The organism is Geomonas diazotrophica (assembly GCF_018919385.1).
Lineage (GTDB): Bacteria > Desulfobacterota > Desulfuromonadia > Geobacterales > Geobacteraceae > Geomonas > Geomonas diazotrophica.
In genome coordinates this window covers 149,337-171,586 of the sequence record NZ_JAHLMF010000001.1, presented here as the reverse complement: position 1 = coordinate 171,586, position 22,250 = coordinate 149,337, and the positions used below count along the sequence as shown (strand labels likewise).

The following is a 22,250-nucleotide window of genomic DNA, read 5'->3' as shown; positions in this document are numbered from 1 at the left end:
CCGTGAAGCTATTCCGCACCATATTCCATGCCGACGCGAGGAAGGATCCCGATTCCCTGCTGCGCCTGTTCGTCGCCGTCGCCCTGGTTTCCATCATCCTGATCACGTCGCTTGCCGGCTACGCCTTCTACCGGGTGCTGCAAAAGAACCTGGTGGACAGCGCCGAAGAGGACGCGATCAAGGTCAGCACCGCCCTTTCCGAGGATGAGAGGGCCCGCTTCACCGTGGCCAAGAGCGACGGCACCTTCGCCGTCGAGGTGCTGCCCGAAAATTTCTTCATCCTCGACCGGGATCTCAGGACGTTCCTCTCCCCCTTCGACATCGTCAAGATCAAGATCTACTCCTCCGATTGCCGCATCGTGTACAGCACGGAGGCCAAGCTGATCGGCGAGGTCGACCGCGACAACCGGAGGCTCGCCCGGGCGCTGACCGGCGCCTTCGACTCCAAGCTCGAGCGCAAGGAAGAGGTGAAGGATCTCGCCGACGAGCTTAAGTTCAACGTGGACGTGGTGGAAACCTACATCCCGATCCGCGCCCGCGGCAAGGTGATCGGGAGCTTCGAGGTCTACATCGACGTCACCAAGTACCGCCAGCAGACCGTGAACGCGGCGTTTCTTTCGCTGGCGGCGCTTTGCGGCACCCTGATGGTGGTCTTCGGGATCTCCTTCGTGCTGATCCGAAGGGGGACCAACGAGCTCAAGGAAACCCAGGAGGTTCTCAGGAAGCAGACCCTGATCGACGGGCTGACCGGGACCTTCAACAAGATGCAGATAGAGATGATCGGGCGCAGGGAGTTCGCGCGCGCCCTGCGCCGCAGGGAGAAGGGACTGACCGACGCGGAGGTCGGTTTCATCATGATCGACATCGACCGGTTCAAGCAGGTAAACGACCGTTACGGTCACCTGGCCGGCGACCACCTGCTGCAGCTGTTCGCGGAGAGGGTGAGCGCGTCGTTGCGCAGCTACGACTCGCTCGGGCGCTTTGGTGGCGAGGAGTTCCTGGTGGTACTGCCGGGCTCGGACCGGGAGCAGACGCTCAGCGTGGCGCACAAGATCTGGTCGCTCATCCGCGAGGAGCCCTTCCTGGTCGATGGTGAACCGTTGCGGATCACCGCCAGCGCCGGCGTCGCCAACGTGCAGCACAATGATGACGACCTGCTGCAGGTGTTGAAGCGAGCCGACCAGAACCTGTACCAGGCCAAGAGCGGCGGCCGGGACCGGGTGGTCTAGCTAGCGCTTCTGGTTACACTGCGCGATGATGCCGTCGATCTCCTCCTGGGAGATCTCGTCGATCCTGATGGCGCCGTCGGCCTCCCTACGCAGGGCGGAGATGCCGGGGTAGCTCTTCTCCAGGTACTTGAGCTCCTGCGACTGGTGTCTCACCGTCCTTAACAGACGCCGGTTTTCCTCTTCCAGGTCGTATTTCTCCAGCGCGCTCTTCAGCGCGAGCTTCAGTTCCGTATCATTCCAGGGCTTGGTGAAGAAGCGGTAGATCTCGCCGCTGTTCACCGCGCGCATGGTGGCCTCGATGCTGGCATGACCGGTCAGCATGATGCGCACCGTCTCCGGGTACAACTCCTTCACCGTCCCCAGGAACTCCGCCCCGTCCATCCCCGGCATCTTCTCGTCCGAGATCACCACCTTGAAACGGCGCTGCGTCATGAGCCGGAGCGCCTCTTTCCCCCCGGGCGCCCCCTCGATCAGGTAGGGCTCCTCGTCGAGCCCCCGCATGAGGGCCGAGATCACGTGCGGCTCGTCGTCGACTATCAAGATGCTGTGTTCGGCTTTTTCCTCACTGGACATGTTTTCACCTCGTTGCGTCGATTGACGTAAATTGTTCCCTGACTGCGATGATCCCCGCTGGCCCCCCTCCCAGCGGAAGAGGCGGCTCGTGGCTTGGCGCCGCCGTCATCCATGGGGTTCCTTCGGCGTGCCGCAGTGTGGGCAGTTGAGCCACTGCGGCTCCAGCGGCACCTTGCAGCTCTTGCAGAAGTTCCGGCGCATGGAGCCGCAGAAGGGGCAAAAGAGGAACTTGGCGTCGACCGTGCGCTGGCAGCATTCGCAGCTCCTCTGGTACAAAAGCTGCGGCCCCATCACCCGCAGGAGCTCCTCCAGCGTGGTCATCCCAAGCTTCACCTTCTCCAGCCCGTCCTCCATCAGGGTCCTCATGCCGCTGCCGCGCGCCATCTCGAAAAGCTCGCTCTCGCGGTAGGAAGTGCTGATGAAGTGCCTGAAATCCTCGTTCATGGTGAACAGCTCGAAGATGCCGGTACGCCCCCGGTACCCGGTCTTGTTGCACCGCTCGCACCCCTTGCCGCGGTGCACGGTCTCGCCGAGCAGCCCCGGCGGCACCCGCAGCAGCTCCGCGATCTCCTGGTCTACCGGCACCTCGATGCTGCAGTCGGGGCAGATCCGGCGCACCAGGCGCTGCGCGAAGAGCCCCTCCAGGGCCGAGGCGATGATGTACGGCTTGATCCCCATGTCGACAAGGCGCGTGATGGAGGCCACGGCCGAGTTGGTGTGCAGGGTGGAGAGGACCATGTGGCCGGTCAGCGCCGCCTTGAACGCGACGTCGGCGGTCTCGGCGTCCCTGATCTCGCCCACAAGGATCACGTCCGGGTCCTGGCGCAGCGTGGCGCGCAAAACGTTCGCGAAGGAAAGGCCGATCTTCTCCCGCACCGCGACCTGGTTCGCGTCTTCCACGAAGTACTCCACCGGTTCCTCGATGGTCTCGAAGTTCTTGCTCCCCTCGAGCATGGTGGCGAGGATGGAGTAGAGCATGGTGGTCTTGCCGCTTCCGGTGGGGCCGGTGGCGATGATGACCCCCTGCGGCTTCTTCACCATGGTGCGGATCTTTTTGAGGTCGCCGGGGAGCACCCCCAGGTCGGGGAGTTCCTTGATGGCGGCGCTCTTGTCCAGGATGCGCAGCACCATCTTCTCGCCGTTCAGTGTCGGCATCGAAGAGACCCTCATGTCGACGATCCTGGTCCCCGCCTTCACCGTGATGCGCCCGTCCTGCGGCTTTCTCCGCTCGGAGATGTCCATCTTGGAGAGGATCTTGATGCGCGACACGATGGCGGGGTGCAGGTCGGCCGGGATCTTGATCTTGCTGTGCAAAAGGCCGTCGATCCGGAAGCGCACCAGGGTGTACTTGGTCTTCCCCTCGATGTGGATGTCGCTGGCGTGGTAGCGGATCGCCTCCGAGATCACCGCGTTCACGATCCGGATCACCGGCGGCACCTCCGAGGAGCCGATCAGCTCGGTGACGCTCACCTGGCTTTCCTCGTCGTCGATGATGATGTCGATCTCGTCGATCGGCTCCAGATCGGCGCCCTGCTCGAGCAGCAGCGGCCCCTCGGCGTAGACCCGCTGCAGCAGCGCTACGATCTCCGAGCTTGCCGCCAAAAGCGGCGTCACGCTCAGCCCGGTCATCATGGCGATGTTGTCGATCTTGTAGATGTCGGAGGGGTCGGCCATGGCGACGGTGAGCTGCCGGCCGGTCATCCGGATCGGCACCATCCGGTTGCGCTCGCACAGGTCGCGCGGCAGAAAGCGCACCGCCTGGCTGGCGATCTCGGCACAGGAGAGGTCGACGTATTCGATGTTGAGCGACGCCTGCAGCGCCTTCACCACCTGCGATTCGGTGAGCGCCCCCAGCCGCACGAGCGTATCGCTCAAGAACTCCCCTTCGCTGCGCTCCTGGGCGGCCCGGGCCAGCTCTTCCTTGCCGAGCAGCCCCGCCTTCACCAGGATGCCGCCGATCATGCCCCGGTTCTCGTCGAAGAGGTTCGCGTAGTTCTTGATGCGCTGCTGCTGGGAGCGGGTCAGCTCCTTCAGGGTCTGGTTCTCCTGCATCAGCAGGTACTGCTGCAGGGCGAGACTCACCGTGAGCCTCAGGTCGTCGTCGTTCCAGGGTTTGGTGATGAACTTGTAGACCGCCCCGTCCTTCACCGCCCCCATCACCGAGCTGACGTCGGCGTGCCCGGTGAGCATGATCCTGATGGTCTGCGGCCAGCGCTCCTTCACCGTCTTCAGGAGCTCCGCGCCGGTCATGCCGGGCATGCGGTGGTCCGAGACGATGAGATGCACCTCGTTGCTCTCCATGATGGCCAGCGCCTCGGCACCCCCCGGCGCAACGAACAGCTGGTAGTTCTCATCCATGAAGATGCGGCGCATGGCGGAGAGGACCCCCGGCTCGTCGTCGACGAAGAGGACGCCGAAGCGTTTCGCCTCCGCGGCTGGAGGGGCGCCTTCCCGCTCCTCCCCCTTCATGGCGGCCTTGAACAGTTCCGAATATTTGGCCATGCGCTATTCCTTCTTTGCGGGGATGGTGATGATGAAGTCGGCGCCTCCCCCCGGCGCGTCGGCCACGGCTATGGTTCCCTTTAGTCTCAGCACCGCCTCCCAGACCACGGCCAGCCCCATCCCGGTGCCGGAGCCGACCGGCAGGGTGGTGAAGAAGGGGTCGAAGATCTGGCCGCGCAGCGCGGCGGGGACGCCGGGGCCGTTGTCGGCGATGCCGATCCTGATCCGCTCCCCGTCGAAACAGCTGGAGAGGGTGATGCGCGGCGCGCCCCCGGCATGGGTCAGCGCGTTCTGGATCAGGTTCAGGAATATCTGCCCGGGGAGCTGCCCCTGGCAGGTGACCGGGGGGAGCGGCTGCAGCTCCTTGACCACCTCGGCCCGCCCGGCAAGGAGGTGCGACAGCACCCCCAGGGTCCGCTCCAGCTCCTGGTTCAGGTCCACCCGGACCTCGCCCGCCTCGTCCACGTGGGAGAACCCCTTGAGGTCGGCGACGATCCGGCTCACCCGCTCCGCCCCGGCCAGGCTCTCGGCCATCAGGTCCCCGACGTCGGCGAGCACCTGGGGGAGCTTGAGCTCGCGCCACTTGAGCTCGGCCTCCTCGAAGAGCGTTTGCAGCGGCAGGTCAGGCCTGAGGCGCTCCCGGTAGAACTGGAGCATGGCGCAGCAGCGCGCCGTGTACTTCTGCAGGGTGTGCAGGTTGGAGGTGATGAAGCCCAGGGGGTTGTTGATCTCGTGGGCGACGCCTGCGGCCAGCTGCCCGATGGCGGCCATCTTCTCCTGCTGCAGCATCCGGGCCTGGGCGCGCTTCAGCTCCGCGCTCCGCTCCTTCACCCGCAGTTCCAGGTTTTCGGCCAGTTCCCGGTAGCGCGCCTCGCTCCTTGCGAGATCCGCGTTGATGCGCAGGAGCTCCTCGTGAGAGCTGTTCACCACGCACGTGTGGATCTCGGTGGTGAGCACCCGTTTGAGGTTGTTCCGGAGCAGCGTGTCCAGCGCGGCCACGAGCAGCGAGGCGAGCGGGACCAGCCGGTCGCGCTGCTCCGGGGAGCCGAACAGCTCCAGCCGGGCCACCGGCTCGCCCTCCAGGTACAGGGGGAGCCGGGCCAGGAGCTCGCCCCGGCCGCCGCCGTCGCTCTCGCTCCAAAGCTCCTCCCCCTCCTCGTTCACCACCCGCGCGCCGCCGGCTCCGGCCCGCAGCGCCCCCTCGAGCAGCGGCAGTACGTCGCTGTCCAGGAGGAGCTCGCGCAGGCTCTTCTCCTCGCCCACCAGGAATTCCAGGGTATCCTCGCTCATGGCTCCTCCTTGAGCGAGGTGAGCTGCCGCACGAACTGGTCACGGGTCAGGCCGTGCTCCCCGGTGAGGGCGTAGCGGGCGTCGATCCGGTCGTAGACCAGCCCGGCCAGCCGCGCGAAGGTCTCGGCCACCCCCTCGCCGTGCAGCGCGCTGGCCATGACCACCGCGACCCCGGTGGGGTCCCAGGCGGCGCGGATCTCCCGTTCGGAAACAGCCTGCGGCAGGTCGCGCTTGTTGAACTGGATCACCAGCGGGAGGGTCTCGATGTCGAGCCCCACCAGCGCCAGGTTACGCTCCAGGTTGTCGAAACTGGTGAAGTTGCTCTGCGCTTCGGCCGGGCTGGAGTCGGCGATGAAGGCGACCCCGTCGGCCCGCTGGAGCACCGCCTTCCTGGTGGCGTCGTGGCAGACCTGCCCCGGTACCGTGTACACCTTGACCTTGATCTTCAGGCCGCTCGGCGCGGTAAGGAAGAAGGGGAGCAGGTCGAAATAGATGGTGCGGTCGCCGCTGGTGTCCAGCACCATCAGTTCCCCGCGCCCCTGCCGGGTGAGCAGGTCGTGCAGCTGCAAGAGGTTCGTGGTCTTGCCGGAGAGGGCCGGGCCGTAGTAGACCAGCTTCAGCACCATGCGCCGCTCTTTTTCGCTGTACTCGATCATTTCCGTTTCTCTTCGACCACCCATACCCCGCAGGAAGGGGGGTCGATCCGGTAGTAGCGCAGCACCGCGTCGATCGCGCCGCTGTTCAGCACCGTCCCTTCGGTGAGGAGCAACAGCCCCGTGCCGCTGTAGAGGTTCCGGGTGAGCTTCATCCCCTCCGCGAGGCGGTCGGGCGCCACCTCCTGCTCAGCCACCGGGACGCTGGCCGTGAACCGGGCCGCGCTCCCCTCGCTCCCCCCGGAGGGAGCCCAGCTGACGAAGATCCCTCCCTGGGGAGGGTCGACCTGGTAGGCCCGCCCGACGGCCATGATGCGCCCGGCGTCGAGCACCGTGCCGCGCTCCAGGACCAGGGCCCCCGAGGGGGTATGGAGGTCCCGGGTCACCGTCATCCCCTCCAGGAGCTGCTTGGGGCGCAGCTCCTTCTCGGCCACCTCGGCGCGGCGCGAGTAGGTGGGGAGGTACAGGTCCCGCACGTGCCGCTCCACGACCGGGAAGATCTCCGGATCGAGCCCCCGCCCCAGCTCCCTCTCCATGCGCGCGAAGAGCGCAGCGAGCGGGTCGTCCCCCCCAAGCTCGGTCAGCTCGCGGTCCGCGAAGTCGGCCATGGCGATGATCCGGGCGCCGAGCGGGATCTCCTTTCCCGCCAGCCCGTCGGGGAAGCCGCCGCCGTCGTAGCGCTCGTGGTGGTGCCGGATCAGGACGCCGGCCTCGCGCAGCTCCTCGACCGCGTCCAGCGTGGCCTGCCCCCGGACCGCGTGCTGCAGGAAGATGCCGAGCTCCTCCCGGTTCATGGAGGACATCCGCTTCTGCAGGATGTCCTGGCTGATGCCGATCACCCCGACGTCGTGCAAAAGCGCCGCGGTGCGCACGGTCTCCGCCTCGTGCTCGGAGAGCTTCAGGTCGCGGGCGATCCTGACGCAGAGCTCGGTGACGTTCCTCGTGTGCTCCTGCAGCCGGCTGGAGTGGAGCTCGATGAGGCGTGAGAAGGCGAGGATGGTCTCGCGGAAGGAGTGGGTCACCCGCCGGTTGCGCTCCTTGAGCTCTTCGTTTTGGCGCCTGATGGTCGCCGTCTGTTCCAGGACCCGCCCCTTCAGGCTGTCGTTCCAGGCCGAGAGCTCCCTGTTTTGCTGCTCCACCAGCGCGGTGAGGCGCCGGTTCTCCCGGACCAGGCGGTACTGCTCGACCCCCTCCCGGATGGTGCGCACCAGGACCTCGTCGTCCCAGGGCTTCAGCAGGTAGCGCGAGGCTCCCCCCTTGTTGATGGCGTCCATGGTGGCCGCCATGTCGGCGTAGCCGGTGAGCACCATGCGCACCGCCTCGGGCGCCAGGCTCTTCGCCTGCTCCAGGAACTGCGCCCCGGTCATGCCGGGCATGCGCTGGTCCGAGAGGATGAGCGCCACGTCTGGGTGCGCCTTGAGCTGCTCCAGCCCCTCGGCCCCCGATACCGCGCGCAGCACCTCCAGCTCCAGTTCCTGCTCCATGAGGAGCCGGGCTATGGAGCGGGTGATATTCTCCTCGTCGTCGACCAGGAGGACTTTATGCGGTTCGCTCTGCGACTGTATGTCCATGTCCTTCTTCCTTTATGGCAACCTCGTGCTATCCGGCGGGTGCGGCGCGCCTCAGGCCCCCGGGGCTATGGTGATCAGGAGCTCTCCCGCGTCCTGGTCGAGCGAGCGCACCTCAAGCTTTAGCTGCGTCCCCCCGGCCTGCACGCTGCGGCACCCTGGACCGGGGAGGCGGGCTTGCTCGGCCAGTTGCGCAAACTGCGGCGGCAGGGCCTGGGCCAGCCGTTTCCCGACCAGTTCGTGGCATCCCACCTGGAGCAGGTGCGCCGCCTCCCGGTTCATCTGCAGCACGGTGCCGCCGCCGTCCAGGGTCAGCACCCCCAGGGGGAGGTGGTCCAGGGCGACGGCCGCGTGCAGCAGCGAACCGTGTTTCTGCATGAAGCCGCAACTGCAGGATACCGCCCGCTGCTGCAGGTCCGCGTTCAGTTCGCACAGCTCCTGGTTCTTGCGCCGCAGCTCCTCTGCCAGCTGCTCGTTGCGGCGCTGGATCTCGAAGTGTTCCAAGGCCTTGGCCACCGTCACCCTCAGCTCGTCGTCGTTCCAGGGCTTGGGGATGAACTTGTAGATCTTCCCTTCGTTTATGGCCGCGACCACCGCGGCGGTATCGGCATAGCCGGAGAGGACGATCCTGATGGTCTCGGGGTGCCGCGTGAACACCTCCTTGAGGAACTCCACCCCGTTCATCCCCGGCATGCGGAAGTCCGAGATCACCACCTTCACCTGGGGCGATTCGCTGAGAAGCTGCAGCCCCTCCTCCCCCGACGCGGCGGTCAGGATCTCGTAGTCGTCGTCCAAAAAGATCCGCTCCAGGGCGCGCAGCACGTTCCGCTCGTCGTCGACGCACAGTATCCTTGTCTGGTCATTCATCTAAGGCACCCCCCTCGATCGGAAGCCTGATGGTGAAGGTGGTGCCCTGGCCGACGGAGCTTTCCACCTCGATGCTCCCCTTGTGCTTCTTGATGATGTCGTAACTGATGGAAAGGCCGAGGCCGGTTCCTTTCCCCACCTCCTTGGTGGTGAAGAATGGCTCGAAGATGCGGCTCTTGATCTCGTCCGGGATGCCGGCTCCCGTGTCGGAAAAGGCGATCAGCACCTCTTCGCCTTCCCGCCTGGTCCGGATGGTGATCTCCCCCTGCTTCTCGATGGCGTGGGCGGAGTTCACCAGCATGTTCAGAAACACCTGGTTCAGCTGCTGCGGGCGGCACTTGATCGGCGGGAGCTCCCCGTAGTCGCGCACCAGCGTGGTCTTGTACTTAAGCTCGTTCCAGGCGATGGTGACGGTGCTCTCCAGGCACTCGTTCAGGTCGACGTAGGTGGCCTGGGCGTCGTCGACGCGGGAGAAACTCTTCAGGTTCTGCACGATGCTGCGCACCCGTTCCGCCCCGTCCTGGGACTCCGCCAAGAGGCTCCGGGCGTCCCCCAGGATGTAGTCGACCTTGAACTTCTTGCGTGCCTCGGCGACCTCCTGCCGCACCTGTTCCGGCGCGACCTCGGCGATGCCCGCCGACTGGACCTCCAGAAAGCCTTCCAGCCGTTCCAGGTATTTCACCATGGTGCCCAGGTTGCTGGATATGAACCCCATGGGGTTGTTGATCTCGTGCGCCACCCCCGCGGCGAGCTGCCCGATGGAGGCCATCTTCTCCTGCTGCAAAAGCTGCGAGTGGGTCGCCTTCAACTCCTGGTAGGCGACCACCAGCTCCTCGGAGACCTGCTTGATCTCGGTCAGGTCGTGCAGCATGATCACCTGCCACCCCTGGTCGCCGTAGGGGTAGATCCTCAGGGTGAGCCAGCGCCCGCTCGCCTCGTGGTAGAGCTCGCTCTGGCCGGCCTCCAGCGGCTCCAGGGCCATCCCCGCCCCCCGCAGCAGGTCGTGCCAGTTGGCCGAGACCAGCCTCGAATAGGAACTGCCGGTCAGAAGCTTGAAGGCGCGGTTGCAGCGCCGCACCCTCCCCTGGGCGTCCACCATCGCCACCAGGTCGTCGACGCAGTCCATGGTCTGTTCCCACTCCCGCTTCCCCTTCTCCACCTGGCGGAAGAGCTCCGAGAGCTGCTCGTGCTTGAGCACGAGCTCCGCCTGGTTCTTGAGCAGCTGCCGCTCGGCGTCCTTGCGGGCGGTGATCTCCTCCTTCACCCCCAGGTAGTGGGTCACCTTGCCGTGCTGGTCGCTGATGGGCGAGATCAGGGCGCTCTCCCAGAAGAAGCTCCCGTCCTCGCGCTTGTTGTAGAACTCGCCGTGCCACTCCTTGCCGGCGGTGATGGTCTCCCAGAGCTCGCGGTAGCTCTGCTCGGGGAGCCGCCCGGACTTCAGGATGCTCGGCCTGCTCCCCAGCGCCTCCTCCTTCTCGAAGCCGCTCACCTCGCAGAACTTGCGGTTCACGTACTGGATCACCCCGCCGGCGTCGGTGATCACGATGGAGCTGGCGCTCTGCTCGACCGCCTGCGAGAACAGGCGCAGCGATTCCTCGGCGCGGGCCCGGTCGGTGATGTCGTAGAGCGTCTCCACCACCGCCACGACCTCGCCGTTTCTCAGCACCGGCGCCGCGTCGAAGCAGAGGTAGCGGTCCAGGCCGTTGAGGTTTCGATACCACCCTTCCGCCCTGATGATCCCCTTCATGACCACGTCGCTGCTGTAGGTCGGGTAGAAGTCCGCTATCTGCTGGGTCTGGCCGGAGAGGACGACGTCGCACAGGGTCGGGCGCTTTTCCGGGTAAAACGGCTCCCACTGCCGGTCGGTCCCCAGCATCTCGCCGGCGGTCATGCCGGTCATCTCGGCGATGGCGCGGTTCCAGACGATGACCCGGTGGTTGCTGTCGATGACGAAGAGCGGTGTCGACGTGTTTTCCAGCAGGTCCTCGGCGAAGCGGCGCTCCGTCTCCAGCATCCCTTCCAGCAGCCGGTCCTGGGTGATGTCCCTGAAGCTGCCGCGCAGGCCGAGGTATTCGCCGTCGGGTCCGGTCACATCGCGGCAGATGTACTTGAACCAGCGGGTCTCCCCCTGCCGGGTGAGGAGCCTCAGCTCCACCGGGGCGGCCGGTGTGCCCTCCCTGGCGCAGAGGTTGCGCTGCTGCCAGATGTCGCGGTCCTCGGGATGAATGATGTCGTTCAAAAGCCCCGGGGATTCCAGGAACTGCCGATCCGCGTAGCCGGTCACCCCCTGGCAGTTGGAGGAGATGTAGCGCAGCGATCCGTCCGGGTTGCAGACGACGGCGATCTCGGAGGTGAATTCGGCGATGATGCGGTAGAGTTCCTGGTTCTCCTCCAGGGCCTCCCGCCGCCTGTCCATTTCCTCCACCATGGTGTTCACCGTCGAGGCTAGGTCCTCCAGCTCGTCGCCGGTGTTGAGGACGAGCCGGCGCTCGCCGCTGGTCTTAAGAGGAAGGTTTCGGATGTGGTCCACCAGGCGGGCCAGCGGCTGGGTGATGCGCCGGATCAGGCGCCAAAGCGTCACCTGGGTCAGCAGCAGGAGTATCACGAGGGCCGCGACGAAGACGAGCCGGGCCTGTTGCAGAGGCTGGTAGGACTCCGATTCCGGGTACTGCACGGCGACGATCCAGTTGGCGTTGGTGAGGGGGAGGGCAGTGGTGATCCAGGTTTCGCCCCGCGCATCCCGGACCTCTCCCTCGGACAGGCGGTTTTCCTGCAGGGCGTCGTCGATCCCCGGGTCCTCTCCGGGAGCCATGTGCTGCATGACCCGGCCGGGATCGGGGTGCCAGATGATGGTGCGGTTGCGTTCCAGGACGATGAGGCGTCCCCGCTGCCCCACGGTGTGCAGCGCCCGGTCGGTCTCGTTGTCCCGGGTGAGATCGTGGTGCCCGGCCAAAAGGCCGGCGACGCTGCCGTCGGGGCGCAGTACGGGAATCCAGAGGCTGATGGTGGGGCGGTGCGGATCCCCCTCGGCGAGGTAGGGGGGGGAGACTGAGGGTTTGCCGGTTGCCAGCGCCATTGCGGCGTAGCCGTTGCCGCGGCCGGTGGGGCTGCTCGTAGCGGCTAAGCTCCTGGCCACGCTTTGCCTGCGGTCGTCGATGATCTCCAGGCCGCCGTTGAAGAAGGTGCGGGCCATCTGCATCTGCCCCAGCGCCCGTCGCATCGCGCGCGGGTCGCGCATTTGGGCGGGTTCGAGCCCCCTGGCGAGCAGCTCCAGCATCTGCCTCGAGTGCAGCAGCTCGTCGTCGATGTATCTCCCGGCCATCCGGAGCATCGCCGCATGCTGCCGGGCCACGCTCAGCTTCAGGGCATGGGCGAGGTACTGGTATCCCGCGAAGGTGAGCAGCCCCATCAGGAGAGCCACCAGCAGGAAAATCGGGCCAGATATCTTGGTCTTTATCCTCATGTCAATGCCGGTCTGCAATGGTTGCGTGGTGAACGCCGGTAGTGGGACGCGTCCCGCAGCGTGCTCGGCACCGAGCGGCGTTCGCGTTCCTTCACCTATCGGAGAAAACGGTCCCCGCTTGAGCGAATCTTGTCTAAGTGAGCGTAGTTATTGGATTAATTTATACTAACCTTGACAGGGGTGCCTGGGAAGGCGCGAGGGGGATTTCGACCCGGACGCAGGTGCCCGAGGTGTCGCTGGAGACGAGGATGCGGCCGCCGTGCCCGGCGATGAAGCGCTGGGCGATGGTGAGCCCGAGCCCGACATGGCTGTCGGGGGACTTGGTGGTGAAGAAGGGGTCGAAGAGGGAGGAGATCTGGTCCTGCGGGATCCCGGGGCCGCTGTCGGAGATGGTGATCTCGGCCAGCTCCTGTTGCGAGCCGATGGAGACGCTGATGGTGCCCGGGACGCTTCCCAGTGCCTCGCAGGCGTTTTTCAGGAGCGCGACCAGCGCCGTGTTCAGCAGGGTCAGCGACCCCTCGACGAAGATGGGCCCCTCGGGCTGGGACCAGCGCACCTCGGTTCCCGGCGGGGCGAGGACCGTGATCATGTCGACCAGCGGCTTCATCAAGCCGACCAGTTCCAGCTCCTGTACCCCCTGGTTGGCGAGCCCCAGTTCGAGCTGGGCCATCTGCTGCACGATGAGCGCGATGCGTCCCCCCCCTTCCCGGGTCTCCTGCAGCAGTGCGGGGAGGTCCAGGGTGATCTGGCGCAGGCGGTGTTTCTTCTCCAGCTCCGCGATGCGCTCCTCGCTGTCGGGGTCGGCGGTGCGCAGCAGCTCGGTGAGGTCGGCCGCGTGCGTTTGCAGGGCCAGGGCGTAACGCTCCAGCGTCGAGAGGTTGCTCATGACGAAGCCGAGCGGGTTGTTGATGTAGTGTGCGGCGCCGGCGGCCAAGCGCGCCACGGCCCCCACCTTTTCCTGTTCGACCAGCTTTCGCTGGGTCTTCTGCAGTTTGGCGAGGGTCTGCTCCATTTCCTGCCTGGCGCGGGCCAGGGCTCCCTTCTGGCGTGTGCTGCGCACGGCGGCGCGGATCCTGGCCAGGAGGTCGACCTCGTGGAAGGGCTTGATCACGTAGTCGTCGGCGCCGAGATCGAGCCCCAGGGCGATCTGATCCTGGGCGGATTGCGTGGTGAAGAGGATGACGGAGTAGATGCGGTTGTGCAGGGCGGGGGTGCGCAGCACGTCGAGGCCGGAAAGCCCCGGCATCTCCACGTCGAGGAGCACCACGTCCGGCTGCTCCGCCTGCAGTGCGGCGAGGGCGCCGGCCCCGTCGACCGCCTCGCGTACCCGGTACCCCGCCGTGGCTAGCAGCGAAGTCACGTAGCAGCGGATGGCGGCGCTGTCGTCGACGACGAGTATTTTAGGCTGCTCGCAAAAATCATTCATGATGCATCGGTCCGCGCGGTGTCGATGGGGTCCCCTCCGCCGGTTCAACCGACCGATCCGGAGGCACCACTACCTCATCGGCGCAGCGAACATGCTACTGAAGCGTTTTTGCGCAACCGGCTTTTCCGGATGACGGCGCAGGCGAAAAAAGGTAGTATCGAAGGCCGGCCGGCCGCCGGCAGACAGGACCCACCAGGAGAGACATATCATGACGGACAAGAACCTGCGCCTCGAGGGGATCTACCCCCAGCGCCAGAAGGAATTTTTCATGCAGCGCGTCAAGCTTCCCGCCGGCATCATCTCGGCAGACCAGGCCCTCAAGGTGGCGCAACTGGCCGGGCGCTACGCGCGCGGGGTGGCCCACCTGACCACCAGGGGGAGCATCGAGCTGCACTGGCTCACCGAGGGGGACCTCCCGGTGGTGGCCGCGCAGCTGGCCCAGGTGGGACTGTACAACCGCGGCGCCTGCGGCGGCGCCGTGCGCGGCGTCATCTGCGGCAGCCTCTCGGCCGCGGGCGCCCCCACCCTCGAAGCCCTGGTGAGGAAGATCCACCGGCATTTCACGGGGAACCCCCGTTTCGAGAAGCTCCCCAAGAAGTTCAAGATCGGCGTCGAGGCCGACACCTCCAGCAAGAGGCACCTGATCCAGGACCTGGCCTTCGTCCCCGCTCCTTCCGATGACGGCCGCCCCCGTTACGACGTCTACGCGGCCGGGGGGCTGGGGCGCGAGCCGGTACCTGGCTTTCTGCTGGCCCCGGGGGTTGTCGAGGAAGCGGTGCTCCCCCTGATAGAGAGGGTGCTCGTAGAGTACGAAGCCAACACCCCGCCCCCCAAGCGGCTTAAGTTCCTCGTGGGGCAGATCGGGCAGGAGGAGTTTCGGCGCAGGGTGCTGGGGGAGGCGCTTGCAGAGCTGCCGACGTCGGCGCCGACCCTGACCGGGAGCCTTTTGCCGGTGCCGGCGGCGGACGAGGACCGTCTGGAGGCGCGCGTCTTCGCGGGGGAGCTCTCCGCCGACGGGTTGGCCGCGCTGGCGGAGATCGCCGGCAGGTTCTGCGGCGGGATGCTGATGGTGACCGGGAACCAGACCGTGGTGATGCACCTAGTCGAGGGGAGCGGCCGGGAAGAGGCGCTCAAGGCGCTCTCCGAGGCGGGGTTTGCCAATGAAAGCGCCGCCGAGCGGGTGGTGTTCCGGGTCTGCCCGGGCAGCCACGAGTGCATCATGGGGCTGGCTGCCACACGCGACGTCGCGGCGGCGGTGGTGGCGGAGCTCGGCGAGGAGGCGCTCAAGCTTACCTGGGCCATCTCCGGCTGCCCCAACTGCTGCGCCCAGCCGCAGCTCGCGCAGGCGGGGATCGTGGCGTCGCGCCTGGTGAGCGACCAGGCCGGGCGTGCCCCGCGTTTCGACCTGTACCGGGCCGGTGCCGGCGCCTTCGCCGAACCGGAGCAGCAGGGGCTGAACCTCACCGAGCTGCTGGCGGCGGTCAAAAAGATCTAAACCCTCTTTACACCCGTTCAAGGTACAACGTTCAACGTTGCCGGCGGCCGCTTCTGCACGGTTGTACATCCCGGGGCAGCCGCCGGCACTTCCGCGGACTTTTCACCCAGCCCCCTCACCGGTTCATCCCCTCTCCCCCGGGAGAGGCTCGATGCGGACTGATCCCCTCTCCCGGAGGGCGAGGGGAGTCCCCCCTCCTGTCGTGTCACTTTCAAAGCGCGCCGTACACAGGCCACCGAACGTTCGACGGCCTCCGTAGTTCACTCGTCCAAAAGCTCCCGCACCCGCGCCAGCAGCTCGTTGATCTTGATCGGCTTGGAGACGAAATGACGCGGGTCCCCCATGGTGAGGGTGTCGGTGATGATGTCGGCGGTGTAGCCGCTCATGAAGATGACCTTGACCCCGGGGGACAACGCGGATATCGCCTGGTAAGCGTCCCTGCCGTTCATGCGCGGCATGATCACGTCCATGATGATCAGTGCCACACTCCCGCCAGCCGCCTGGAACTTCTCCACGGCATCGACCCCGTCCACCGCGGTGATCACCCGGTAGCCGAAATCCTGCAAAAGCTCCCGCACCATATCGCGTATCACCGCGTCGTCCTCGACCAGTAGCAGGGTCTCCTCGCCGCCGTGCACGGCATCCTCGACGGCGATGCTCTCGCTTCGCGCGGGGAGGTCGATCAGGGGGAGGTATATCCTGAACACGGTGCCGTGCCCAGGCTCGCTGTAGCAGTTGATGAATCCAGAATGCTGCTTGACGATGCCGTACACCATGGCCAGCCCCAGGCCGGTCCCCTTCCCCGGCTCCTTGGTGGTGAAGAAGGGTTCGAAGATCCGGTCGCGCGTCTTCTCGTCCATGCCGATGCCGGTGTCGGCCACCGTGATCAGGGCGTAGCTTCCGGGGAGGCCGTAGCCGTGCGCCGCCACGAACTCCTGGTCAAGGATGATCCGATCCGTCGCGATGCTCAGGATGCCGCCATTGGCCATCGCATCCCGGGCGTTCACCGCGAGGTTCATGATCACCTGCTCGATCTGCCCTGAATCCGCCAGAACGGAAAGCTCTTCGCCGGCTAGATGCATCCTCAACTCGATGTGCTCGGGGATCAGGCGGCGCAGCATGACCTCCAGGTTCACGAGGATCGCGTTCAGCCCGACCGGCACCGGGTTGGTCACCTGCTTCCTGCTGTAGGCCAAAAGGCTCCGGGTGAGGTTTGCGGCCCGCTCGGACGCCCGCAGGATCTCGCTTACCTTCGCCTGCTGGGGATGATCATCCTCCAACTGCACCTGCATCATGGTGCCGTAGCCGATGATGGCGGTGAGGATGTTGTTGAAGTCGTGGGCGATCCCGCCGGTGAGGGTGCCGATCGCTTCCATCTTCTGGGACTGGGTCAGCTGGTGCTCCAGCGCCCTTCTCTCCTCCTCGGCCTGGAGGCGGTCGGTCACGTCGTAGCAGGTCCCTATGTACCCCGCGAACCTGCCATCCAGTCCGTTGAAGGGCCTCCCCATGTCGACGATCCAGTGGTAGCTGCCGTCCACGTGGTGCAGCCGGTACTGCATCTGGAAGGGGGCACGCTGCGCGAAGGCGTCACGGTAGGTTTTCATGCAGTAATCCTGGTCCTCGGCGTGCACCCCGGCGGCCCAGCCGTCACCGAGCTCGTCGGCCAGGTCGCGCCCGGTGAAATCGAGCCAGGTCCGGTTGAAGTAATTCACCTTGCTGTCGGTGCCGGCACGCCAGATCATGGCGGGGAAGTTGTCGAACAGGGTCAGGTAGAAGTCTGCGGAGCGCTCCAGTTCCAGGAGCATGGTGTTGAAGGTGCGGGCCATCTGGCCGATCTCGTCGTCGGAGGCGACCGGCGCCAACTTTTGGGCGAGGTCCCCCTTGGCCGGAAGCTGTTCCAGGTGCCTGGTGAAGGAGACCAGTGGCCTGGTCAGGTACTGCATGAAGGGCCAGACCAGGCAGAGCGAGAGGAGGGCGGCGGCCAACGAACCGGCCACGAAGTAGTTCCTGGCGGTGTACACGGCGGCATACGCCTCTTCGATCGGGTAGCTCACCGCCAGCACCCAGCCGGTCGACTGCAGCCGCTTCACGGAGCGCAGCACCGGGATTCCCGTCCGTGTCATGGTTTCCGCCGTCCCCTGGAACCCCTGCAGGGCGCGCTCCAGCATCTCGTTGGTCCCGGGCGGGTCCTGGCGCAGCACCCTCCGCTTGTCCGGGTGCATGAGGACGTTGCGCCGGGCGTCGTAGAGCGACAGAAAACCCCTCTTCCCGAGCTTGAGGGCGGCCAGCGAGCGCAGGAAGTGCTGCTCGCGCAGGTCGATGCTCCCTCCGAGGATGCCGGCCAGCTCATGCTTCTCGTCGAAGATCGGGACGGTGAACATGATGATGGGGCGGCTTTGTTTCTGCAGCGAGGCGAAAGGGGGGGAGATGTAGGTGGCGCCGCGCTTTACCGTCTCCTTGTAGTACTCGCGGAAGGAGAAGTCCATGCCGATGAAGTTGAGCCCTTGTGGGGTGGCCGCGACGAGCTTGCCGGAGGGGGAAAAAAGGAACAGCGAGTTGTCGAAGAACGCCCGCTGTCTCTGCTCGGTATCCAAAAGGAGTTGGGCCTTTTCGGGGTGAGCCACGGCATCCCGGGTGAGACGGCGGGAGAGGTTGTGCAGTTCGGAGGTGAAGTCGAAGATCCGGTCGTCGATCTGGGCGGAGAGCGAGTCCAGCAGGACGGCCTGCTGTTGGGAGATGCTCTGCTTGAAGGTCTTCTCGAAGAAAAGGAATGAGCCGACCGCGGAGACAGTCATCAGGACCCCGACCAGCAGGAACACGGCCAGGGTCATCTTGGTTTTCATGCTGGTTAAAAGCACAAACGCTCCGCTGGCTGCTGGTTCCCGGTCCCCTGGTTTTTGTCACGCCTCTGGTCGGTACCGCTGCTAGAGCAGGCAGCCTGTGTCAGTCATGAAAACTCTTATAAACCTTCCTGACGAAATAACAACTTAGCCGTCAGTCTTTTATTATTTGTGCTTACCAATATATTGACCGGTTCTCCTGGAAAAACCACTTTTCCTGATAGTGTAATTTAATCTTATGAGAGAGTGCATTTGTATGTTGCAGTAATTAAAGGGCTTTTTGAATGTTGGCCGGCACAGGGAAGGGCACGTCGGAGGGTGGGGTGGCGTCTTTCGCGTCAATATACTGTCGTTCCGTCCGGGAAACGGGGCAAAGTGGACAACTATCAAGGTCTTAGCGGCGTTTACGGTGTAGATAGCGGCTGGCAGTAGTTCTTCTATCCACGTCACCTGTGGAAAACCATGTGGAGAAATCGGGTCCTGCGGCATGAAAACGGCGTAATGGGGACGTCTCCAGCAAATTGCACTAATTTTAGGCAGCTGAAATGGGCGAGATTACTGGGCACGCCAACGATTTGGCGCGGGGCATGCGGACACAAAAAAAGGGGGGCCGAAGCCCCCCTGTGACAGTTGTGGATTTGCCTATGCCATTACGAAAAGGAGCTCCTCTTTTTCCACCTTGCCCCCTTCCTTGCATTTGACCTCGGCGACGGTGCCGTCCTCCTTGGCCTTGATGTTGGTCTCCATCTTCATGGCCTCGGTGACCGCGAGGATGTCCCCCGCCTTCACCGCGTCACCGACCTTGACGTTCAACTTGATCACCTTGCCCGGCATCGGCGCCCCGACATGCTTGGGGTTCGACTTGTCGGCCTTCTCGTGGCCGGCCTCGTCGCTTTGCACCGACTGGTCGCGCACGGTGACGCTCCTCGCGTTGCCGTTGAGCTCGAAGTAGATCTTCTTGGTGCCGTCGGGCTGGGTCTTGCCGATGGCGTTGAGCTTCACGATGAGCGTCTTGCCCGGCTGAAGCTCGATGGAGGTCTCCTGCCCCGGCTCCAGGCCGTAGAAGAAGATCGGGGTGGGGATCACCGAGACGTCGGAGAACTCCTGGCGGTGCTTGGCGTATTCCACGTAGACGCTCGGGTACATCATGTAGGACATGAGTTCCTCGTCGTTCACCGGGTGACCCACCTTGGCCTCGGCGGCGGCGCGCTCCCTCTCGAAGTCGGCCGGCTCCAAAAGCTCGCCCGGACGGCAGGTGATCGGCTCCTGTCCCTTGAGGATGATCTTCTGCAGCTCCTTGGGGAAGCCCTGGTAGGGCTGGCCGATCATCCCCTTGAAGAAGCCGACTACCGACTCGGGGAAGGCGAGGTCGGCGTCCGGGGCGAAGACGTCCTCGGGCTCGAGGTTGTTCTTCACCAAGAACATGGCCATGTCGCCCACCACCTTGGAGGAGGGGGTGACCTTGACCACGTCGCCGAAGAGGAGGTTCACCTTGTGGTACATCTCCTTGCACTCTTCCCAGCGCTCGATGAGGCCGAGGCCGGCCACCTGCGGCTTGTAGTTGGAGTACTGCCCCCCCGGGATCTCGTGGTGGTACACCTCGGCGGTGCCGCTTTTCAGCCCCGACTCGAACGGCGCGTAGTAGTCGCGCACCGTCTCCCAGTAGTTGGCGAGCTGCTGCAGGCCGCGCTCGTTCACCTGCGGGTCGAACTCGGTCCCCTTCAGGGTCGCCACCAGAGCGTTCAGGTTCGGTTGCGAGGTGAGGCCGGAGATGGAGGAGAGTGCGGCGTCGACGATGTCGACCCCGGCCTGCGCCGCCATGAGCAGCAGCGCGCCGCCGTTGCCGGAGGTGTCGTGGGTGTGCAGGTGCACCGGGATGCCGATCTCCTCCTTGAGCGCCTTGACCAGCTGGTAGCCGGCGTAGGGCTTCAACAGGCCCGCCATGTCCTTGATGGCCAGGATGTGGGCTCCCATCTTCTCCAGTTCCTTGGCCATCGAGACGTAGTAGGAGAGCGGGTACTTGGTGCGGGTGGGATCGGAGATGTCGCCGGTGTAGCAGATGGCGGCCTCGCAGATCTTGCCGGACTTCTGCACCGCCTCCATGGCCACCTGCATGCCGCGGGTCCAGTTGAGCGAGTCGAAGACGCGGAAGACGTCCACGCCCGACTCGGCCGCCTGCGCCACGAAGCGCTGCACCACGTTGTCCGGGTAGTTGGTATAGCCGACCGCGTTGGAGCCGCGCAACAGCATCTGGAACAGGACGTTGGGGATCGTCTCGGAGAGGGCGTGCAGCCTCTGCCAGGGGTCTTCCTTCAAGAAGCGCATGGAGACGTCGAAGGTGGCGCCCCCCCAGAGCTCCAGCGAGAACAGGTCGCTGGCCAGGTGCGAGGTGGCGTCGGCCACTTTCAGGAGGTCATAGGTCCTGACGCGGGTGGCCAAAAGCGACTGGTGCGCGTCACGCATGGTGGTGTCGGTGAGCAGGAGCTTCTTCTGCTCCAGCACCCACTTGGCGAGCCCCTCGGCCCCCTTCTCGCGCAGGATGTCCTTGGTCCCCTTGGGCTTTTGGGCGAAGAGGTCGATCTGCGGCACGGCCGCCTCGATCAGGTCCGCGGAGCGCAGCGGCTTGGCGACGCCGGGGGAGCCGTTCACGATGACGTCGCCCAGGAAGTTAAGCACCTTGTTGGCGCGGTCCTTCTTCTCCGGGATCACCAAAAGTTCCGGGTGCTGGTCGATGAAGGAGGTGTTGCACTCGCCGGCCAGGAACACCGGGTGGGTGATCACGTTCTCCAAAAAACCGATGTTGGTCTTCACGCCGCGCACGCGGAATTCCTGGAGGCTTCGGTCCATGATGTGGGCGGCCTCGGTGAAGGTGAGCCCCCAGGCGCTGACCTTCACCAGCAGCGAGTCGTAGTGCGGCGTGATCTGGGCGCCGGTGAAGGCGTTGCCCGCGTCGAGGCGGACACCGCAGCCGGCGGAAGAACGGTAGGTGGTCAGGGTGCCGAAGTCGGGCGCGAAGTTGTTGGTCGGGTCCTCCGTGGTGATGCGGCACTGGATGGCGAAGCCGCGCATCTCGATGGAGCCCTGGTTGGGGATGTTGATCTCCGGGTCGGAAAGGCGTTTCCCCTCGGCGATCAGGATCTGCGCCTGCACCAGGTTGCGGCCGGTGATCATCTCGGTGACCGTGTGCTCGACCTGGATGCGCGGGTTCATCTCGATGAAGTAGTAGCGCCCTTCCTCGTCCAGGAGGAACTCGACGGTGCCGGCGTTACGGTACCCCACCTGCTTGGCGATCTTCAACGCATCGGTGCACAGGGCGAGGCGGGTGTCGCCGGGGAGGGCCAGCGAGGGGGCGAACTCGACCACCTTCTGGTGGCGGCGCTGGATGGAGCAGTCGCGCTCGTAGAAGTGCACCAGGCTGCCGTAGCCGTCGCCTAACACCTGCACCTCGATGTGCTTGGGGTTTTTCAGGTAGCGCTCCAGGAACACGGAGGGGTCGCCGAAGGAGGCCTTCGCCTCGGAAGAGGCCGACTGCAGCCCCTCCAGCAGCTCCTTCTGGTTGGTGGCGACGCGCATGCCGCGCCCGCCGCCGCCGGCCGCCGCCTTGATGATGATCGGGTAGCCGTGGTTCTTGGCGAAGATGAGGGCTTCTTCCTCGTGGACGATGGGTTCCTCGGTGCCGGGCACGGTGGCGACCCCGGCGGCCTTGGCCACCTTCCTCGCGGCCACCTTGTCCCCCAGGGCGCGCTGCATCTCGGCGGTCGGTCCGATGAAGGCGATGCCGTTTTGCTCGCATTTCTCGGCGAACTCGGCGTTCTCGGCCAGGAAGCCGTAACCGGGATGGATGGCGTCGACCTCGCGCTTTTTGGCCAGGGCGATGATCTCGTCGATGCCGAGGTAGGCGTCGATGGGGGCTTTCCCCTTGCCGACCTGGTACGCTTCATCAGCCTTGTAGCGGTGCAGCGAGAGCTTGTCCTCTTCCGAATAGATGGCAACCGTGCTGATGCCGAGTTCGGTGCAGGCGCGGAAGATCCTGATCGCGATCTCCCCGCGGTTGGCTGCCATCACCTTCCTGAATTTCCGTGCTTCCATTTCCGCTCCTTTAGTGGGGGTATTTTTTTACCGAGACTAAAACAAATGATGGAAATTTTATTGCCGTTTTAAAACACCCCTGGCTATATTGGTAAAACCAATTTCCTTTTAAGTTTTGAGGGTTTAATCGTGTATTCAAAGGGAGGCATATAAAAACAGATTCCCCTTCGAATGTCAATCCTGGAATCATGTTATATTTTTGTATACTTTCCCCAAACCAGAAAGGCTACCATCCGGATAAGGTTTTGCTTGCCT

At 64.9% G+C, this 22,250-nt stretch carries 12 protein-coding genes; 2 read left to right on the top strand and 10 right to left on the bottom strand.

Annotated features, from left to right (window positions below; translation table 11 throughout):
* Positions 1-2 precede the first annotated feature (2 nt).
* A complete protein-coding gene (locus tag KOM00_RS00715; protein ID WP_216496917.1) occupies positions 3-1,229 on the top strand; it encodes a GGDEF domain-containing protein in 1,227 nt (408 codons plus the stop codon).
* Here KOM00_RS00715 and KOM00_RS00710 read toward each other — a convergent pair whose 3' ends face one another.
* From KOM00_RS00710 to KOM00_RS00675, 8 genes are all read right to left on the bottom strand, one after another.
* Positions 1,230-1,802 carry a response regulator gene (locus KOM00_RS00710; RefSeq protein ID WP_216496916.1) on the bottom strand — a complete coding sequence of 191 codons (573 nt, stop codon included), beginning with the start codon at positions 1,800-1,802 and terminating at the stop codon, positions 1,230-1,232. It abuts the gene before it with no gap.
* A gap of 105 nt (positions 1,803-1,907) precedes the next feature.
* Positions 1,908-4,304, bottom strand: a complete 2,397-nt coding sequence (locus KOM00_RS00705) for an ATPase, T2SS/T4P/T4SS family (RefSeq protein ID WP_216496915.1) — start codon at positions 4,302-4,304, stop codon at positions 1,908-1,910.
* A 3-nt stretch (positions 4,305-4,307) separates the two neighbouring features.
* Positions 4,308-5,594: a sensor histidine kinase gene (locus KOM00_RS00700; protein WP_216496914.1), complete on the bottom strand. Its 1,287-nt coding sequence runs from the start codon at positions 5,592-5,594 to the stop codon at positions 4,308-4,310.
* Entirely contained in the window at positions 5,591-6,250 is a 660-nt protein-coding gene (locus KOM00_RS00695; protein WP_216496913.1) for a GTP-binding protein, read from the bottom strand. Before KOM00_RS00695 ends, KOM00_RS00700 begins: the two co-directional genes overlap by 4 nt.
* Complete coding sequence (locus KOM00_RS00690; protein ID WP_216496912.1) at positions 6,247-7,818, bottom strand: HD domain-containing phosphohydrolase; 1,572 nt, start codon at positions 7,816-7,818, stop codon at positions 6,247-6,249. Before KOM00_RS00690 ends, KOM00_RS00695 begins: the two co-directional genes overlap by 4 nt.
* A 51-nt stretch (positions 7,819-7,869) precedes the next feature.
* Positions 7,870-8,682 (bottom strand): response regulator, encoded by an 813-nt coding sequence (locus tag KOM00_RS00685; RefSeq protein WP_216496911.1) that lies wholly within the window; start codon positions 8,680-8,682, stop codon positions 7,870-7,872.
* Entirely contained in the window at positions 8,675-12,145 is a 3,471-nt protein-coding gene (locus KOM00_RS00680; protein ID WP_216496910.1) for a PAS domain S-box protein, read from the bottom strand. The genes KOM00_RS00685 and KOM00_RS00680 overlap by 8 nt, the downstream gene beginning before the upstream one ends.
* A gap of 160 nt (positions 12,146-12,305) precedes the next feature.
* Positions 12,306-13,571: a sensor histidine kinase gene (locus tag KOM00_RS00675; protein ID WP_216496909.1), complete on the bottom strand. Its 1,266-nt coding sequence runs from the start codon at positions 13,569-13,571 to the stop codon at positions 12,306-12,308.
* A 208-nt stretch (positions 13,572-13,779) separates the two neighbouring features.
* On the opposite strand from KOM00_RS00675, the gene KOM00_RS00670 reads away from it, so the two are divergent.
* Positions 13,780-15,066, top strand: coding sequence for a nitrite/sulfite reductase (locus KOM00_RS00670; protein WP_236026664.1), 1,287 nt, complete (start codon positions 13,780-13,782; stop codon positions 15,064-15,066).
* 260 nt (positions 15,067-15,326) lie between these two features.
* Here the strand turns inward: KOM00_RS00670 and KOM00_RS00665 are convergent, their stop codons facing one another.
* Together KOM00_RS00665 and KOM00_RS00660 are read right to left on the bottom strand one after the other, a co-directional pair.
* Entirely contained in the window at positions 15,327-17,924 is a 2,598-nt protein-coding gene (locus KOM00_RS00665) for a cache domain-containing protein (protein ID WP_216496908.1), read from the bottom strand.
* Positions 17,925-18,548: 624 nt separating this feature from the next.
* The gene (locus KOM00_RS00660) at positions 18,549-21,995 is read right to left on the bottom strand and encodes a pyruvate carboxylase (RefSeq protein WP_216496907.1); all 3,447 of its coding nucleotides are present in this window, start codon (positions 21,993-21,995) and stop codon (positions 18,549-18,551) included.
* Positions 21,996-22,250 lie beyond the last annotated feature (255 nt).

Excerpts from the sequence above, each read along its gene's own strand:
- KOM00_RS00710 (WP_216496916.1), bottom strand. The coding sequence starts at position 1,802 with ATGTCCAGTGAGGAAAAAGCCGAACACAGCATCTTGATAGTCGACGAC.
- KOM00_RS00685 (WP_216496911.1), bottom strand. The coding sequence starts at position 8,682 with ATGAATGACCAGACAAGGATACTGTGCGTCGACGACGAGCGGAACGTG.
- KOM00_RS00690 (WP_216496912.1), bottom strand. The coding sequence starts at position 7,818 with ATGGACATACAGTCGCAGAGCGAACCGCATAAAGTCCTCCTGGTCGAC.
- KOM00_RS00675 (WP_216496909.1), bottom strand. The coding sequence starts at position 13,571 with ATGAATGATTTTTGCGAGCAGCCTAAAATACTCGTCGTCGACGACAGC.
- KOM00_RS00695 (WP_216496913.1), bottom strand. The coding sequence starts at position 6,250 with ATGATCGAGTACAGCGAAAAAGAGCGGCGCATGGTGCTGAAGCTGGTC.
- KOM00_RS00705 (WP_216496915.1), bottom strand. The coding sequence starts at position 4,304 with ATGGCCAAATATTCGGAACTGTTCAAGGCCGCCATGAAGGGGGAGGAG.
- KOM00_RS00680 (WP_216496910.1), bottom strand. The coding sequence starts at position 12,145 with ATGAGGATAAAGACCAAGATATCTGGCCCGATTTTCCTGCTGGTGGCT.
- KOM00_RS00670 (WP_236026664.1), top strand. The coding sequence starts at position 13,780 with ATGACGGACAAGAACCTGCGCCTCGAGGGGATCTACCCCCAGCGCCAG.
- KOM00_RS00700 (WP_216496914.1), bottom strand. The coding sequence starts at position 5,594 with ATGAGCGAGGATACCCTGGAATTCCTGGTGGGCGAGGAGAAGAGCCTG.
- KOM00_RS00660 (WP_216496907.1), bottom strand. The coding sequence starts at position 21,995 with ATGGAAGCACGGAAATTCAGGAAGGTGATGGCAGCCAACCGCGGGGAG.